This window comes from Anabaena sp. PCC 7108 (assembly GCF_000332135.1).
Lineage (GTDB): Bacteria > Cyanobacteriota > Cyanobacteriia > Cyanobacteriales > Nostocaceae > Anabaena.
In genome coordinates, this window is record NZ_KB235896.1 from 3,708,678 (window position 1) to 3,726,248 (window position 17,571).

Sequence of the window (17,571 nt, forward strand, 5' to 3'; positions counted from 1 at the left end):
TTTTTAATTTTCCCCGCGTACCCGCGTCCCCACGTCTCCCCATCTCCGCGTCTCCACGTCCCCGCTTCCCCATCCCCGCGTGGGAGTATGAATTAAATACCCAGCCTTTGATAAACCTGATCTAAATGTCTGAGATGCTGCTGTGGATCAAAACAGGTTTCTATTTCTGCTGATGACAAATTTTGAGTAACACGAGGATCTTTGCTAATCAAATCGCGGAAATTACCTTCTGGTTGATTCCAAGCTGTGTGTGCGTTTTGTTGAACGATCGCATAAGCTTCTTCGCGGTTTAGTCCTTTGTCGATCAAAGTCAATAAAACTCTTTGGCTGAAAACTACGCCACCATAGCAGTTGAGATTCCGTTCCATGTTCTGGGGATAAACCAGAAGATTTGTCACCAAGTCGGTGATTTCATGCAGCATAAAGTGAGTTAAAATGCAAGCATCTGGTAAAACTACCCGTTCTACAGAACTGTGAGAAATATCTCGTTCGTGCCATAAAGCTACGTTTTCTAAAGCTGCACCTGCATGACTTCTCACTAATCGCGCCATTCCCGTCAGTCGTTCAGAACGAATAGGGTTACGTTTGTGGGGCATAGCACTGGACCCTTTTTGACCTTTAGCGAAGAATTCTTCAACTTCCAAAACGTCGGTTTTTTGGAGATTGCGAATTTCTACAGCAAAGCGTTCAATGGATGCAGCAACAAGAGCCAATTGCTGTACATAATCAGCATGAATATCGCGGGAAATTACTTGTGTAGAGGCGGTATCAGGTTTGAGTCCGAGCTTTTGACAAGCGATCGCTTCTACACGAGGTTCAATATTAGCATAAGTTCCCACTGCACCAGAGATTTTACCTACAGCTATGGTTTTGCGGAGAATTTGCAAGCGTTCTTGGTGTCGCAACACTTCTGCCAACCACCCAGCTAACTTAAAACCAAAAGTCATCGGTTCAGCGTGAATACCATGCGATCGCCCAATCATCACAGTATAACGGTGTTCTCTAGCTTTATGGCGAATAGCTTGAATTAAATCTTCCAGGCGTAGCAACAGCACATCCAAACTCGCAACCAATTGCAGCGCCAAAGCCGTATCCAACACATCCGAACTTGTTAAACCCAGGTGAATATAGCGCCCCGCATCACCTACATATTCATTGACATTTGTCAAGAAAGCGATCATATCATGGCGGACTTCAGCCTCAATTTCTAGCACCCGCTGAGGGTTAAAATTCGCCTTAGACTTAATTTCTGCAACCGCCTCTGATGGAATGTAACCCAATTCCGCCTGTGCTTCGCAAACAGCAATTTCTACTTGCAGCCAGGTTTGTAGCTTATAGTTTTCATTCCACAGATTGCCCATTTCGGGCAAAGTATAACGCTCAATCACATTCGGGCATATAATACAACCGTCATATTTTACATTTTAATTAGTGTATGGCACGCCATATTGGTGGAGAATAATAAAAAGGCAAAATAAGTATTATTTTATCTAATTAACTCAGTATTTTCCGATTAAGTACAAAAATACTAGCAGCAATTCCCCAAATTAAGTAAGTAAATATATTTAAATCAGTCATTTTAGGACATTTTGTCTGAATTTAATATGAATCCTTAACTTTTAGTTAAAGGCTAGATGCTAGGATTTAATGCATCCGTCCGCTAGATTCTCAATCAATTTAGTTATATGTTTTACCCAAGCCCTCAAATTTCATGTAAGTTCGATATTGCGATTACATAATTCGCTTGTAAAGTTTTAATTCTGCACAAATACTTAGAATAATATCTTGCCTAGCACTAATATTTGCTAAATCATGTTGAAAATACTAGTACCGCTGAACGGAAATAAGATAACTGTTCAAAATTTATAAATAGTCTTTCTCATAAAGCTTTTTTAATTTTGTATACCTAACAGAAGTCTATTTTTCAATTCCGCCCAGCAATATTAGCTTAAGTAGTCATGCAGATTTTAAGAATCACAAATATTAAATATTAAGGATTGTCAAGATGCTGGCTATGCATAGCATGAAAAGTGCTGATGAGTTGAACTTAAAACCAGATTCAACTTTGCAGGAACTACCAGTTTGGATTGTTAAAATTGAGCTAGATCATCCAGGAAACGAATTGGCTAAAATTTTTGAACAAGAGCCTTTACTTCCAGGAATTATCTTGACTAAAAATCAGCAATGTGTGGGCGTAATTTCGCGACGGCTATTTTTTGAACAAATGAGCCGTCCTTATGGTTTAGGTCTATTTGCTGGACGGCCTGTCGAATATCTCTATAATTTTCTCCGCCCAGAAATATGTATTTTACCTGAAGAGATATCAATTGTGGAAGCGACACAGATAGCTTTAGAGCGATCACAACAACTGGTTTATGAGCCAATTTTAATTACCGATTCATCTTGCCAACATGGATTACTAGATTTCCATCAATTACTTTTAGCCTACTCTCGCATCCATATTTTAACAATAGCTCGATTACAAAAAGAAAAAGAACGAACCAGAATAGCACGAGCAGATTTCCGTGATCTTCAACACAATTATTCTCGATTGCTACAGAATGAAAAAATGATTGCCTTGGGACAACTTGTAGCTGGTATTGCACACGAAATCAACAATCCTATGAATTTTATCTATGGCAATCTCAGTTATGCTACTGAATATGTTAAAGACTTACTATATCTAATCCAATGTTATCAACAGGGACAATCTTATTCTGATGTAGTATCGCAAGTAAAACATCAGGGAATTGAAATCGAATTTATTTTAGAAGATTTGCCAAAATTATTATCTTCTATGAAAGTAGGTGCTACTAGAATTAATGAAATTGTCTTATCGCTACGCAACTTTTCTCGGCTAGATCAGGCAGAAGTTAAATTTGTCGATATTCATGAAGGCATAGAGAATACATTAATTATTCTCAGACATAATCTAAAAGCTAAACCTGATCGTCCAGAGATTCAGGTTACTAAAGAATACGGAAATCTACCTTTAGTGGAGTGCTATCCTGGGCAACTTAATCAAGTATTTATGAATATCATAGCTAATGCTATTGATGCTCTTTCAGAAAGTTATAAATCATCAGTTTCTAGCAATAATGTGACTGCCAAAAATCACGAAGAGATGAGAATATGCATTCATACTGAAGTAACTAATGAAAATCAAGTTATCATTAGTATCGCAGATAATGGACTAGGAATACCAGATAATATAAAAAAGCGCTTATTTGATCCCTTCTTTACTACCAAACCCGTAGGTCAAGGAACTGGCTTAGGATTATCAATCAGCTATCAAATTATAGTTGAAAAGCATAGTGGTGAGCTTATTTGTGTATCCATCCCCGGACAAGGTGCTGAGTTTATAATTAAAATCCCTATTGTTTTAGAGGATTTGGGAAATAAAGAGACTAGTTAAATAATCATAAATTTAAGATAGTTTTAGACTCTTATTTATATCAAACCTGTAGCTTGCTTAGAGGATAGTTTAAAAGTATTCTATACAACAAATAAGCCTGAGAAATCGCCGTACACTCATTATATATTCTATCATACTCTCATCTCCTCACACATTAATAATAACTATGCCAATCAGTTGGATTTACCTCATAATGGCAATTATTTTTGAAGTCTTCGGCACAACTTGCATGAAATTGTCTGAAGAATTTACTAAAATAATTCCTTCAATTTTTATCTTTGTCTTCTATGGACTTTGTTTAACTTTTTTGACACTTTCTCTCAGAAAAATTGAGGTCAGCGTCGTTTATTCTATTTGGTCTGGCTTAGGTACTATCGTAATTACTAGTATTGGAATTACCTGCTTTAATGAGTCTTTCTCATTCGTCAAACTTATCTCTATAATTTTAATAATTATCGGGGTGATTGGTCTAAATTTAGGTGACTATTTGGGAAATTAAAAGAATTAATATTGGATTGACAAACCAGGGTTTAGCATCGCTAAACCCACAAAATTTATTGAATTTGTAACAGTTTATTAATAGAGATATAATCAGTAATATCCAATCTCACTTGTGATTTTTATTCATATTTACAATAGTTATGTTATACTGCTGACGGTTGACAATGTAACCAAACAGTACAACCTTCCCCATAGACACGGAGTGGTTTCCCACAGGGTAGACTTCTTGGCAACTGGGAGAGGCTTAGAAATTAATATTTATTTGGATTATACCAAAGTAAGGTTTCTCAGCTTTTTGGTGTATCTTGTGCATGGTTATTTTATGAACGAATGTTAGTAGTAAAAAGAAACTTTAAGCAATTAACAATTTTTTAGCCATTATTTTCAGGAACAACGCAGCCATGAAAAATATAATCGCAGCGAGAATTAAAGAAGACTTACATAAAGTTTTAGGACAATTAGATAGTTTTGAATCATGTGCATTGCTGAACTATCCAGATCATCTAAATTTGGGAGATCATTTAATTTGGTTGGGGACTGTGATTTACTTAACTGATGTACTAAAAACAAAAATTAATTACACTTCTAGTATTGCAGATTTTTCCCCAACAGTAATGGAAAAGAAAATTGGTAAATCTCCCATATTTCTGCATGGAGGAGGTAATTTAGGAGACCTTTGGCCTATTCATCAGCAATTTCGAGAGCAGATTATTACTAAATATCAAGATCGACCAATTATTATTCTTCCACAAAGTATTCTATTTAACAATTTAGATAATCTCCAAAAAACAGCAAATATATTTAATTCTCATCCTAATTTAACTATATTTGTCCGTGATGATCGTAGCTATCAAATTGCTAAGGAGTCTTTTGATAAATGCCGAGTGATTAAGTCTCCTGATATGGCTTTCCAATTATTAAATTCACCAGGTGTATCTACTAACCGTCAGCCAAAACAATCAATTCTCTTTCTCTGTAGAAAAGACAAAGAATTAAATCTTAAATTTTCAGTAGATAATGTAAAAATTCCTAATTTAGTTGTACAAGATTGGGTTTCATATAAATGGGTGCTAGGAGTTCAGTCCAGCGGGATAAAACGTTTTGTGACACAAATGGTAAGGGAGGTTTGGCAACGTGGCTTGATGACTCCAGTGGAGTGGATATATCGGCAGAAATGGCAATATTTTTATGGCAATGCTGATAAATTCAATCAGATGTATAATCCTGCTATGCACAAACTTTTATGGAGTTTTATGTACAGTGGAATTTATCAATTTCAGCAACATCAAATAGTAATTACAAATCGGTTGCATGGACATATTCTTTGCACACTGTTGAGCATTCCTCATGTTTTTCTACCTAATGCTTATTACAAGAATGAATCTTTTTATGAAGCATGGACAAAAGACATCCCATTTTGTAGATTTGTTAAAGATCCTACCCAGATTGAATTCGCTGTAAAAGAATTATTAGAATTAAGTAAATCAGGTAATATAAATGGCTAATTCTGTAATTGTTGTTGATCCAAATCTAGAACAGCAATCGCATTTTCTTAAAACTATTCAACCTTGATTTTTACCAGTGGAAAGACTGTTATTCACAGTAAATCAGATCAAATTCATGAAGTATCTGGAATAAAAACTTTAATCGGATTATCCCTTTGGTCTAAGGAGTATTTATAATGTCTAAAATCCATCTTTGGCAAGAAGAAACTACAGAAGCTGAAGGTTCAATTACGATCAGTGTCACCATTGAAAATCCTCAACAAACTCGCACTCGTCTTTGGTATCGTCTTCCTTCTGATTATAAAGAATCGGTGAGTAATAGTTGTGATGCGTTTATAGTTGCTACTTTGATGATGGCAATGAATCGGTCAACAGATTTAATTGTACATGGTGAAGTTTCTCCGTCTTTGCTGCGAAATTTGACAGAATTTCAACTTGCTTGGAATTGTTGGCTACCCAATGATTACAGTTTAATTGATATCATTGCAGATGTAGAAAAAGAACAAATTAATAATCAAACATCAGAAAAAGCTATTTCAGCATTTTCTGGTGGGGTTGATAGTTGCTTTACTATGTTCCGTCATCGTACAGGTAGTTGTGGAAGATGGCAACGTAACCTTACGACTGGTTTAATGGTTCATGGCTTTGATATTCCTTTACAGCAAACAGAAGTATTTGAAAATGCTGCCCAAAGATCCCAGATTATGTTATCTAGTCTCGGTGTGGAAATGATTCCCATAGCTACTAATTTCCGCGTAAAAGATAGTTTGCCCCCTCAATTAATACAGAGATGGCATAAAATCAAAAATATGAAATCTAAGAAATAACACCAAAAAAATTTCAACATTCAAGCCTTGTAATCAAAAGGCTTGAATGCACATATAGCAGTTCCCATGCTCGTGAGGTACAAAGTTTTTTAGTTTTAGGGAACTCTTAACAGGGAACAGGGAATAAATTTGTGTGTACTTCATTAGATTGGAAAACGCTATATTTTAAATCTATAAATGAATTGCATTTCTTCCATATCTGAGTCTTTGATTTTACTGTTTAATTATTTTCCAATGATAAAAAGGGCTGAGAGATAAACTTAAAAGCAATTCCATTTCTCCATTTATCACCACATCAGTTTTTAAAACATTCTTGTTCTTAATATAAAAATTAATTGCTTTTTGAAAATCATTAATCATGTATATAATACTCATCACTGGTCTTTGCCAAGGTTGATAATTCAGCATTCTAAAATAATATCGACATATCCCATTTTGGCGGAAAAACTTCCTTAAATAGTCTTTTTCAAACCGGGATTTAGGAATTAAATGATCTAATTTCATTTCAGCATTAAACCAGATTTTCCAGTCTTGTTGCCAAAGATAATGTAACATCTCCAAATCTTCATTTGTTTGCGGCAATAAGGGATGTTCAGGAATACTTTCTAACCAAGCTTGTTTACGAATGACTATTCCTGCTCCGGGAGGAAACATTCTTTGTCTATTTGATTGATATTTTTCGTTATAGCAATAAGTTTTATTCCCTTCTATAAGTGCAAAAAAGCGAGCAATTCTTTCAAATCCTTGGGGTGGTTCGACTTCAAATTTGCCATAAATTTGTCCTCCATATGCACCTGCATCTCCATGAATTTGTCCAAATTTATAAGCTTCTATTACCCAATTAGGATATGGTAAATTATCATCATCTAAAAATCCAATTAAATCACTTTGTGCTTCTCTAATAGCACACCTGCGGGCAAAAGCGAGTCCTTGTTCTGGTTCAAAAAAATATTTCAGAGAATAGGTTTCAGTCCAATTAGATAAATAGTTTTTTATTACTTCAGCAGTGTGATCAGTGCTATTGTTGTCGATAACTAGAATTTCCCAAATAAGTTTCTCTGTCCCAATTTGCAATCGCAATTTTTCTAACACATCTAGGACACGGTTTCCCCCATTGTAGGTACAGATAGCAACTGTAAAATCAACCATAAAAACTTATCCCTATTGATTCTATGGGTTAATATCGGTGAATGTAATACCTATACTGAGCCTAAGTTAACACTAATTTCTTGAGTGCTGTAAAAACTCAATTAAATGGGTAATTATCATACTTGTATCGCAAAAAAAGTAATTTGACAATAATATAGCTGATTCAGCACATTATGCTCCTTCATGTTCTCGTGATCAAGCTCGATAATTGTATCCAAAATTTTCAGTACAGCGCCGAAAATATTGTAGATTTTGACTTTTTTATTACAAAAATTTACAATCAAACCCTGAAAATACGACGGTTGTCTAGTTTTGTCTTTCTTTTCCCAAACCCTGGAAGTAATTGTTACTTATATATTGTTAATTCTGACACATTTCGATACTTTATTACATAAGCTATTATTGACCAAAGCTATAAATACTATCTTGCTATATATGAAACTCAGCTTGTGTATGATTGTTAAAAACGAAGAAACTGCCTTGCCAAAGTGCCTGAGTAGTGTTAAAAATGTTGTCGATGAAATTGTAGTTCTAGATACAGGTTCAACTGATAATACACCCCAAATCGCTCAAAAATTTGGGGCTAAGTTACATCATTTTGAATGGTGTAATAACTTCAGTAAAGCTCGCAATGAAGCTCTGAAATACGTCACAGGGGATTGGGTTTTAGTATTAGATGCTGATGAAAGTCTGACACCAGAAATTGTGCCGCATCTGAAAGCAGCAATTAATATAGAGGAATATCTATTAATTAATCTTGTGCGTCAAGAAGTCGGAGCCACACAATCACCTTATTCTTTGGTTTCACGACTGTTTCGTAACCATTCAGATATATGTTTTGATCGTCCTTATCATGCCTTGGTTGATGATAGTATTACTGCTATTTTAGCTCAAGAATCTAATTGGCAAATTGGTTATTTACCAGGGGTCGCAATTCTACACGCAGGATATCAAAAAGCGGTAATTAACCAACAGAATAAATATACTAAAGCCGCTGCCGCAATGGAAGAATTTTTTGCAGCTAATCCTAATGATGCTTATGTTTGCAGTAAATTGGGAGCTTTGTATGTGGAAATGGGGAAAATTAAGGATGGGATGGAGTTATTAACCAGAGGTTTAAAGCAGGTGCTGGGGAATCAAAATACCACAGAAAAAAACCGCCCACGCGGATTTAAAGATTTTCAATCTAAGAGAGGTAGAAATATTATTCATGAAACCATTACGACCAATGAAATAAATTATGATATCTTGTATGAATTACATTATCACTTAGGAATTGCTAATACACATTTAAAAAATGGAAATCAGGCTCTTTCCCATTATCAAGCTGCTGTAAAATTGCCTATTTATCCTTTGTTGAAGTTAGGAGGATATAATAATCTGGGTAATTTATTGAAAGCTGTGGGAGATTTACAAGGTGCGAAAAATGCTTATGAAACAGCTTTAAAGATTGACCCTGGTTTTGTTTTTGGTCATTACAATTTGGGTATGGTAAATAAAGCAATGGGTTTATTTGCTGAAGCTATTGATGCCTATAACCAAGCTATCCTGTTAAATCCTGACTATGCAGAAGCTTATCAAAATTTGGGAGTAGTGCTGTTAAAGGTGGGCGATGTTGAAACCAGTTTAGCAGCTTTTGATAGTGCGATCGCTATCCATGAACTACAAAACCCCCAAGAAGCGCAACGACTCCGCCAAGGTTTACAAGAAATGGGATTAATTCGTAATTCATAATCCTGGATTTCTCATGTTGGGAGAGCTACGCTAATACTAATTCTATGTGAAGCTGCGCCAAATTTATTTGCTAGAGACGTTCCATCGAACGTCTCTACAACAATGAATAATATCATGTCCGGTTGTTCGCGTAGCGTCTCGTCAGAGATATACTTATCATTTAGACTGACGCTCAAGACAGAGAGACGCTCTTACGCGGAGATTTTTTTTGATAAGCGATTAGTCGGACATGATATAAATTGCATTTTCATAAAAAAACGGTATAATTTAATTGCCAATTTTCTAACCTGTTATGTAACCTATGACATTTTTCATCCTCAACGACAGACTAAAGTCATGGTGGTAGTAATGACTTTTGTAACTAGCAAATTCAAAATTCAACTTCTACGATAGCTGGTATGAGAAATCAAACAATCACAAAATTTGATTTACTCAAACTGAAACTATTTGTTAATAGGAGAACTTTGATGAAAAAGATTATTACAGGTATTATGCTAAGTATACCTTTAGCTATGACGACTTTATCAGCACCAGCATCTGCGTTAGAGATTGTCGTTAAACCACAAGCTCGAAATACCAGACAAGTACAAGTTGTTCAATATCCAATTCACAACCGTAGACCAGTACAAGTTGTGAAAACAAAACATAAGGTTTGGGTTCCTGCCCATTGGTCGCAACAAGGTAGACACAGAGTCCGGGTTCCTGGTCACTATGAATGGAGAAATTAATTAGTTAATTATCATTATTTTTTATCTCCCTAACCTTCCAAAATCTGGCTGGTTAGGGAGATATAATTAATTTGTCTGTTTATATGATTATGGAAAATTGATGAGATCATTCATTAAATATATGACTAACAATTAAATTGGCATTTCCTATAACTTTTATAGAGACGTTCCATGAAACGTCTCTACTTTTTTTTCTGGAGATGTCTATTGCTGTTAAATTCGAGAACGCACAAATTTCTCTAACCTATCCATTCCCTTTTCAATTGTCGCCATATCAGTAGCATAGGAGAGGCGAATATTATGATCAGCACCGAAAGCCACACCGGGAATAACTGCAACTTGATGTACTTCTAATAAAGCGTTGCAAAATTCCAGAGAGTTTAAACCGATTTTGCTGATATCAGGGAACAGGTAAAAAGCACCATCTGGTTTAGCAGTACTCAAACCGGGAATAGCATTGAGTCTGTCGAACATTACCTGACGACGTTTAGCGAAAGCTTGGCGCATTTCTTCCACACAGTCTTGGGAACCTTCCAAAGCAGCGATCGCACCATATTGAGCAAAAGTACAGACATTCGATGTACTATGCCCTTGAATGGTACTAGCAGCTTTAATAATTTCCACAGGCCCTGCTAAATAACCAAGTCGCCACCCTGTCATCGAGTAACCTTTAGCAAACCCGTTACTAATCAAAGTACGCTCAAAAATTTCCTTTCCTAGAGAACCAATACTGACGTGTTCTGCACCGTCATAGAGGATTTTTTCGTAAATTTCATCAGAGACAACATAGATATCTGCATCAACTACAACTTTCGCCAAAGCTTTAATTTCCTCCGGCGTGTACACCATCCCTGTGGGGTTAGATGGAGAGTTGAGGACGAATAACTTAGTTTTTGGGGTAATTGCCTTTTTCAGTTGTTCTGGGGTAATTTTATAGCCAGTAGAAGCGTCCGTTTGCACAATTACTGGTTTACCAGCAGCTAAAATCACCATTTCTGGATAACTTAGCCAATATGGTGCAGGGATAATGACCTCATCACCCGGATCAATTAGCGCCATCATCAAATTGTACAAAGAATGCTTACCACCATTGGTGACAATGATATTCTCTGACTTATAATCAAGACCGTTATCTGTTTTCAGCTTTTGGGCGATCGCTTCCCTTAACTTTGGTTCTCCAGCGGCTGCACCATACTTGGTTTTACCTTCATCCAAAGCTTTCGCGGCTGCGGCTTTGATATGGGCTGGAGTGTCAAAATCCGGTTCTCCAGCGCTAAAACTACAAACATCTGTACCCTCTGCTTTCATCGCCTTAGCTTTAGCTGTAATCGCTAAGGTTATAGAGGGCGTTACCTGACTTACTCTTGCTGCCAGCTTCATTCTACTTTATTCGGCGAATCTCTATCCTATCTAAGGATATCTCAGAACCTCAGTCGAGATTTGCCTTTTCCAAAAACCTTAACTCAAATCAAAACTTTCAACCTCAGCGTCCCTCTGCGCTAACCTCAGCGTTCCTCTGCGTTAAAAAAAAAGCGATAGCGCCAAGCACCATCGCTCTTTCTACTAACTAAACCGATTAACCACAGCACTTACCAAGCTGTGAGTAATCGGTAAACTATCAACCACCATCGCTAGACACAACAGCATCATGTAAGAAATCGAATAAAGAAATAACTCTTTAGCCACAGTTCGATCCTCTGGATTTTGCAGCAAGCGCCAAGCCTTGTGAACAAATATCCCCCCCAATGTCAAGGCGACAAACGCATAGACAATACCACTGGCGTGTAAAGGATAAAACAGCAGTACAGTTGCCGTTACGGTAATCACGGTATAGTACCAAATCTGGCGTACCGTGGCTTTATCACCGACTACCACCGGTAACATGGGTATTCCCACTTTGGCGTAATCATCACGAATCATCAAAGCCAAAGCCCAGAAATGAGGAGGAGTCCACAAAAACACAATGGCAAAAATCAGCCAAGCTGCCCAGCTTAAAGTATCTGTTACAGCCGCCCAACCAACTAGGGCTGGAATCGCCCCTGCCGCACCACCAATGACAATATTTTGAGTGCTGTGACGTTTTAGCCAGTGGGTATAAACTAAAACGTAAAATACAATACCAGAAAATGCTAAAAGTGCGGCTAATAAATTGGCAAAAACTGTGAGTAGGGTAAAAGAAGCCACAGCCAGGGCGATCGCAAAAATCAACGCATCACGGGGCTGCACCCTACCAGAAGGCATAGGACGATGGCGCGTCCGCTCCATATCATAATCTATATCTCGGTCATAGATACAGTTAATAGTCTGAGCGCTGGCAGCAGCCAAAGTACCACCCATCAGGGTTACTAGTAATAGGAAAGGGTCCACTTGTCCCTTAGCAGCAATCCACATACTCCCAGCAGTGGTAATTAACAGCAACGGAATAATGCGTGGCTTAGTTAGCTGGTAGTAACTTTGAATTACTTGTAAAAATGTATCGTGGTGGCGAGAGACATTAGTCTCAATCATGTTAGCTCTACTTCCTTTCTCAGTTATCAGTTATCAGTTACCAGTTACCAGTTACCAGTTACCAGTTATCAGTTATCAGTTACCAGTTATCAGTTATCAGTTACCAGTTACCAGTTACCAGTTATCAGGTATCAGTTATCAATTTCATCCCTTGGGTATAAATCTCCCTATAAGACTGGTGGGAGGCTTTCGTGGCGCTTTTTATCTCTCACATAATTACTGATAACTGCGTACTGTTTACTGTGTAATGATTCCATTTGTTCTGTCGCGTAGCCCTAAAACTGTAAACACCACTAAAGTACCCAGCAAAGTAGCACCTACAGCTTGGTGAGTAACGGTTAGCGGCTCAACTTGTAGATGTAAGCGAAAAGTAGCGACTCCCAACAGCAGTTGTAAAATCAATAAGCTTCCAGCCATATTTGCTAATCGGCGCAAAGCTGGGTGTAAAGCTGGAGTGCGCCAAGAGATAAATACGATTGCCAAAGTAGCCAGCGTTGGCGGGATTAAGCCAAAAATATGGCTGTACATGACTCGGCAAAGTTGAGAATCACCAAAGCATTGGTGTAGCGCCCAGCGAGAACCTACCACAGCACCTAGTAAACTTTGTAGGTATACCAAAACAGAAGCTGCTAAACCCACCCAAGGCAGCTTTCCAACAGTTCCAGTCCCCTGATATGGGCTAAGTGCCGTACCGATGACTAAGAGAGTAGTGAAAAACAATAGCGCCGTTCCCAAATGGGCGGTAACGATATCAAATCGCAACAATTCGGTGACAGTGAGTCCACCCAAAACGCCTTGGAAGACGATTAAGAACAGGGCAAATGTAGAAGCCCAAGGTAGCCAGTTGGGTAAAACACGACGATGCCACCAGGATAAACCGGCAAGTGCGATCGCGCTAAAACCAATCAAAGCTGCGTCCAATCTGTGAAACCACTCCAAGAACACCTGGAGATTCATTTGCTTGGCTGGCACCAATTCCCCATAGCACAAAGGCCAATCAGGGCAAGCAAGTCCAGCATTCATCACGCGGGTGGCACTGCCTATCGCCATCAAAATCAAGGTGGCTATGCAAATTTTCCACACCAAGCGACGAATTACTTCCTTGGGGCTATTGTGTTGGGCTGCCGCTTCATTTTGTTGTTGTAGGACAAATTCGTTCATCAACGATACCTTCCGCCCGCTTGAGGTAGATATTCTTAAAATTATCTATTTGATCAGAAAAGACCTATCTACACCCTAACCTATGAGCTAGGGTTTAAAGATTGGCTTTCACTTATACTTTGAATCACTTCAGGTACTTTTAGCTGTAAGATTTAGGTATTTTTTAAGATATGAATTAGTGATGAGTGGCAATTAATTAAAATTTCCTAAAGTTTTCCTTAAATTTTGCTAGTAATTGTCATTTTTTTGGAGGGTTATAGCACATAAATCGGTTTTACTCAAGATTGATTAACTAATCAAAAAAATTAATAAAGATTTCAGATATTCAGAGTCCATATCCTATAGGCTGCACTACCTTAGTAAGTGAGTGACTTTGAGATAACGTCGTAAATTCCATTTAAGTAAGCCGTGAAAATTCCAAGTTCCATCTGGACATTACTAATTGGCATTGTGCTAACCCTAGCCAGCCTTTGGTACGGTCAAAATCACGGTCTGTTACCTACAGCCGCATCTGATGAAGCCGTCTTAGTAGATGGTCTATTCAACACGATGATGATCGTTTCTACAGGTATATTTTTAATAGTCGAAAGTGTTTTAATTTACGCTGCATTTAAATACCGTCGCCGTGCAGGTGACAATGAAGATGGTCCACCCATCGAGGGTAATGTACCTTTAGAAATACTCTGGACGGCGATCCCAGCAATTATCGTTATTGGGATTTCTGTTTACAGCTTTGATGTCTACAACGAAATCGGTGGATTTGATCCTCATGCAGTCCATGCAGCCCCGGAAACACCGATGATGCAACAATCAATGTCAATGCCAGGAACTGCTATTGCTGCCACATTAAGCGATACACCGACCAGCACAGAACCAAATCTGAACCAAGAAAAATCTGATCAGGCCATGGAAGACCCGGCCACAGCAGCAGTCCGCAATCCTGAAATTCCTCAAATTCGCAATGCTCCCGGCGTAGGTAGCGTAGCTCCGACTTTGGGTACAAGTCGTGAAAAAGCTGGACAACCACCACAATTAGTTATTAACGTCTCTGCACTCCAGTATGCTTGGATTTTTACCTACCCAGATACGGGCGTGACCACTGGTGAACTCCATGTACCAGTCGGTCAACAAGTGGAAATGAACATGACAGCTAACGATGTTATCCATGCCTTCTGGGTTCCAGAATTCCGCCTTAAACAAGATGTGATCCCCGGTAGACAAAGTGAGATTCGCTTCACACCCAATAAGGTGGGTGAGTACGCCTTAATTTGTGCTGAACTTTGTGGCCCCTACCACGGAGCGATGAGAACCCAAGTAGTGGTAGAGTCCCAAGAGGCTTATGACACTTGGATGCAAGAACAGCTAGTTGCTAGTAAAGATACCCTGAATCAAGCCGTTGCCGTCTACCCGATAGATGTATCCCCAGATGAATTTCTTGCCCCCTACACTAAGGACATGGGAATTCACTCAGAAATGCTCCATCAAGTTCACCATTAATCAATGGTTAGATAGTCGCAGATCACGGCTAATGAATAATCATTAATGACTAATAACTAATTGACTATGACTCAACTACAGTTGCAAGAAACTGCCAAAATCCCTGATATTGAAGAATTAGGGGAAAGACATTGGCGAGACTTTTTTGGTTTTAGTACCGACCATAAGGTGATTGGCATTCAATACCTAGTCACTTCCTTTGTTTTTTACTGCATTGGCGGTGTGATGGCTGACTTGGTGCGGACAGAACTCCGTACGCCAGAGGTAGATTTTGTCACGCCAGAAGTCTATAACAGTCTGTTTACACTCCACGCCACGATCATGATTTTTCTGTGGATTGTACCAGCAGGAGCGGGTTTTGCTAACTATCTCATTCCCTTGATGATTGGGGCTAGGGATATGGCTTTTCCACGCTTAAATGCGGTAGCTTTTTGGATGATTCCCCCTGCGGGTATACTACTGATCGCTAGTTTGGCGGTGGGTGATGCACCAGATGCTGGTTGGACTTCCTACCCTCCTTTAAGCTTGGTAACAGGTCAAGTGGGTGAAGCGATTTGGATTGTCAGTGTCCTGCTGTTGGGTACATCTTCAATTTTGGGGGCGATTAACTTTCTCGTCACCATCCTGAAAATGCGTGTTCCCAGCATGGGAATCCATCAAATGCCCTTGTTTTGCTGGTCAATGTTAGCAACTTCGGCGCTGGTATTGATATCTACACCAGTTTTAGCTGGGGCGCTAATTCTGCTTTCCTTTGACTTATTAGCAGGAACAACATTTTTTAACCCGACTGGTGGTGGTGATCCTGTGGTTTACCAGCATATGTTCTGGTTTTACTCTCACCCAGCGGTTTACATTATGATTTTGCCGTTTTTTGGGGCAATTTCCGAAATTCTGCCAGTTCATGCCCGTAAGCCGATTTTTGGTTATAAAGCGATCGCTTATTCGTCTCTAGCTATCAGCTTTTTGGGGTTAATCGTCTGGGCGCACCACATGTTTACCAGCGGTATCCCTGGTTGGTTGCGGATGTTCTTTATGATCACAACCATGATCATCGCTGTTCCCACCGGCATTAAAATTTTCGGTTGGTTAGCAACTATCTGGGGTGGCAAAATTAACCTCAATAGTGCCATGATTTTTGCCATGGGTTTCTTGGGAACCTTTGTGATTGGTGGGATTAGTGGGGTGATGTTGGCATCAGTACCTTTTGATATTCACGTTCACGATACCTATTTTGTTGTCGCCCACTTACACTATGTCCTTTTTGGTGGTAGCGTACTCGGAATTTTTGCAGCGATTTACCATTGGTTCCCGAAAATGACGGGACGAATGATGAACGAATTTTGGGGTAAGGTTCACGCGATTTTGACCATTGTTGGTCTCAATATGACTTTTTTACCCATGCACAAACTGGGGATGATGGGTATGAATCGCCGCATTGCCCAATATGACCCCAAATTCACTTCTTTGAATGAAATCTGTACTTACGGGTCTTATATCTTAGCGATTTCGACTTTACCATTTATTATCAATGCGATTTGGAGTTGGTTGTACGGACCAAAAGCTGGTAATAATCCTTGGAGAGGACTCACCCTAGAATGGATGACAACTTCACCACCAGCAATTGAGAATTTTGAAAAACTACCGGTTTTGGCTACAGGCCCCTATGATTACGGCGTGAAAGAGAAAAAAGTTGATGTCAATCAAGTATTAAGCGCCAAACCTGACGAACCATATCCAACTATTGAGTCTGGTGTGTAATTCGTAATTCGTAATTCGTAATTCGTAATTCGTAATTGAAAGAAAATTATGAATTATGAATTATGAATTCTGAATTATCAATTATTAATAACCCATTACCTATTGAGAAATTCATGCAAAGTCAAATAATTGACCCAGCGAAAATTGAACAGAATCATCACCACGCAACCGCAGATTCTCATCACGAAGCACATCCAGACCATCGTCTGTTTGGTCTAGTTATGTTTCTAATTGCGGAAGGGATGATTTTTATGGGTATGTTCGGAGCTTATTTAGCTTTCCGCGCTACCCTACCTGTCTGGCCTCCCGCCGGTACACCAGAGTTAGAACTGCTGTTACCTGGTGTAAACACAATGATTTTGATTTCTAGTAGTTTTGTCATGCACAATGCTGATACTGCAATCAAAAAAAATGATAGCAAGGGAATGCGTACCTGGTTGGCAATTACTGCGGCTATGGGTGCAATTTTCTTGGTGGGACAGGTTTATGAATATACCCATCTGGAATTTGGTTTAACTACCAATTTGTTTGCAAGTACGTTTTATGTTTTAACTGGCTTTCACGGTTTACACGTGACTGTAGGAGTTTTAGCGATTTTGGCTGTTTTGTGGCGATCGCGTACTCCCGGTCATTACAGCAATGAAAAGCACTTCGGTATTGAAGCCGCTGAACTGTACTGGCACTTTGTAGACGTAATTTGGATTATTTTGTTCGGATTACTCTATCTACTGTAGGTATTAATTATTTAGTTGTTCACTCCACTTGAATAACTCATAAACCTCCATTTG

15 protein-coding genes are annotated in these 17,571 nt (G+C 38.7%); 10 read left to right on the top strand and 5 right to left on the bottom strand.

Annotated features, from left to right (window positions below):
- Nucleotides 1-92: 92 nt before the first annotated feature.
- On the bottom strand, nt 93-1,388 hold the full coding sequence (gene purB / locus ANA7108_RS0117495; RefSeq protein WP_016952102.1) for an adenylosuccinate lyase: 1,296 nt from the start codon (nt 1,386-1,388) through the stop codon (nt 93-95).
- Nucleotides 1,389-2,005: 617 nt separating this feature from the next.
- Here purB and ANA7108_RS0117500 point away from each other — a divergent pair.
- The 4 genes from ANA7108_RS0117500 to ANA7108_RS0117515 all read left to right on the top strand — a co-directional run bounded on the left by ANA7108_RS0117500 (nt 2,006) and on the right by ANA7108_RS0117515 (nt 6,248).
- On the top strand, nt 2,006-3,415 hold the full coding sequence (locus ANA7108_RS0117500) for a sensor histidine kinase (protein WP_026104264.1): 1,410 nt from the start codon (nt 2,006-2,008) through the stop codon (nt 3,413-3,415).
- A gap of 166 nt (nt 3,416-3,581) precedes the next feature.
- Nucleotides 3,582-3,914, top strand: a complete 333-nt coding sequence (locus ANA7108_RS0117505) for a multidrug efflux SMR transporter (RefSeq protein WP_026104265.1) — start codon at nt 3,582-3,584, stop codon at nt 3,912-3,914.
- 403 nt (nt 3,915-4,317) lie between these two features.
- Entirely contained in the window at nt 4,318-5,421 is a 1,104-nt protein-coding gene (locus ANA7108_RS0117510) for a polysaccharide pyruvyl transferase family protein (RefSeq protein WP_016952105.1), read from the top strand.
- A gap of 176 nt (nt 5,422-5,597) precedes the next feature.
- Nucleotides 5,598-6,248, top strand: a complete 651-nt coding sequence (locus ANA7108_RS0117515; protein ID WP_016952106.1) for a hypothetical protein — start codon at nt 5,598-5,600, stop codon at nt 6,246-6,248.
- 213 nt (nt 6,249-6,461) lie between these two features.
- Here the strand turns inward: ANA7108_RS0117515 and hpsE are convergent, their stop codons facing one another.
- Complete coding sequence (hpsE, locus tag ANA7108_RS0117520; RefSeq protein ID WP_016952107.1) at nt 6,462-7,397, bottom strand: hormogonium polysaccharide biosynthesis glycosyltransferase HpsE; 936 nt, start codon at nt 7,395-7,397, stop codon at nt 6,462-6,464.
- 453 nt (nt 7,398-7,850) lie between these two features.
- On the opposite strand from hpsE, the gene ANA7108_RS0117525 reads away from it, so the two are divergent.
- Both ANA7108_RS0117525 and ANA7108_RS0117530 read left to right on the top strand, forming a co-directional pair.
- Nucleotides 7,851-9,131 carry a tetratricopeptide repeat protein gene (locus ANA7108_RS0117525; RefSeq protein WP_016952108.1) on the top strand — a complete coding sequence of 427 codons (1,281 nt, stop codon included), beginning with the start codon at nt 7,851-7,853 and terminating at the stop codon, nt 9,129-9,131.
- A 467-nt stretch (nt 9,132-9,598) separates the two neighbouring features.
- Nucleotides 9,599-9,859, top strand: coding sequence for a hypothetical protein (locus ANA7108_RS0117530; RefSeq protein ID WP_144052402.1), 261 nt, complete (start codon nt 9,599-9,601; stop codon nt 9,857-9,859).
- 213 nt (nt 9,860-10,072) lie between these two features.
- Here the strand turns inward: ANA7108_RS0117530 and ANA7108_RS0117535 are convergent, their stop codons facing one another.
- The gene (locus tag ANA7108_RS0117535) at nt 10,073-11,239 is read right to left on the bottom strand and encodes a pyridoxal phosphate-dependent aminotransferase (RefSeq protein ID WP_016952110.1); all 1,167 of its coding nucleotides are present in this window, start codon (nt 11,237-11,239) and stop codon (nt 10,073-10,075) included.
- A 183-nt stretch (nt 11,240-11,422) separates the two neighbouring features.
- A complete protein-coding gene (locus ANA7108_RS0117540; RefSeq protein ID WP_016952111.1) occupies nt 11,423-12,367 on the bottom strand; it encodes a heme o synthase in 945 nt (314 codons plus the stop codon).
- On the opposite strand from ANA7108_RS0117540, the gene ANA7108_RS27595 reads away from it, so the two are divergent.
- Nucleotides 12,366-12,590 carry a hypothetical protein gene (locus ANA7108_RS27595; RefSeq protein ID WP_016952112.1) on the top strand — a complete coding sequence of 75 codons (225 nt, stop codon included), beginning with the start codon at nt 12,366-12,368 and terminating at the stop codon, nt 12,588-12,590. The two genes, ANA7108_RS0117540 and ANA7108_RS27595, sit on opposite strands and share 2 nt — an antisense overlap.
- A gap of 14 nt (nt 12,591-12,604) precedes the next feature.
- On the opposite strand, the gene ANA7108_RS0117550 is transcribed toward ANA7108_RS27595, so the two are convergent.
- A complete protein-coding gene (locus tag ANA7108_RS0117550; RefSeq protein WP_016952113.1) occupies nt 12,605-13,528 on the bottom strand; it encodes a heme A synthase in 924 nt (307 codons plus the stop codon).
- A 408-nt stretch (nt 13,529-13,936) separates the two neighbouring features.
- On the opposite strand from ANA7108_RS0117550, the gene ANA7108_RS0117555 reads away from it, so the two are divergent.
- From ANA7108_RS0117555 to ANA7108_RS0117565, 3 genes are all read left to right on the top strand, one after another.
- Nucleotides 13,937-15,025, top strand: coding sequence for a cytochrome c oxidase subunit II (locus ANA7108_RS0117555; RefSeq protein WP_016952114.1), 1,089 nt, complete (start codon nt 13,937-13,939; stop codon nt 15,023-15,025).
- A 66-nt stretch (nt 15,026-15,091) separates the two neighbouring features.
- Complete coding sequence (gene ctaD / locus ANA7108_RS0117560; RefSeq protein WP_016952115.1) at nt 15,092-16,783, top strand: cytochrome c oxidase subunit I; 1,692 nt, start codon at nt 15,092-15,094, stop codon at nt 16,781-16,783.
- Nucleotides 16,784-16,896: 113 nt separating this feature from the next.
- Nucleotides 16,897-17,517 carry a heme-copper oxidase subunit III gene (locus ANA7108_RS0117565; RefSeq protein ID WP_026104266.1) on the top strand — a complete coding sequence of 207 codons (621 nt, stop codon included), beginning with the start codon at nt 16,897-16,899 and terminating at the stop codon, nt 17,515-17,517.
- Nucleotides 17,518-17,571 lie beyond the last annotated feature (54 nt).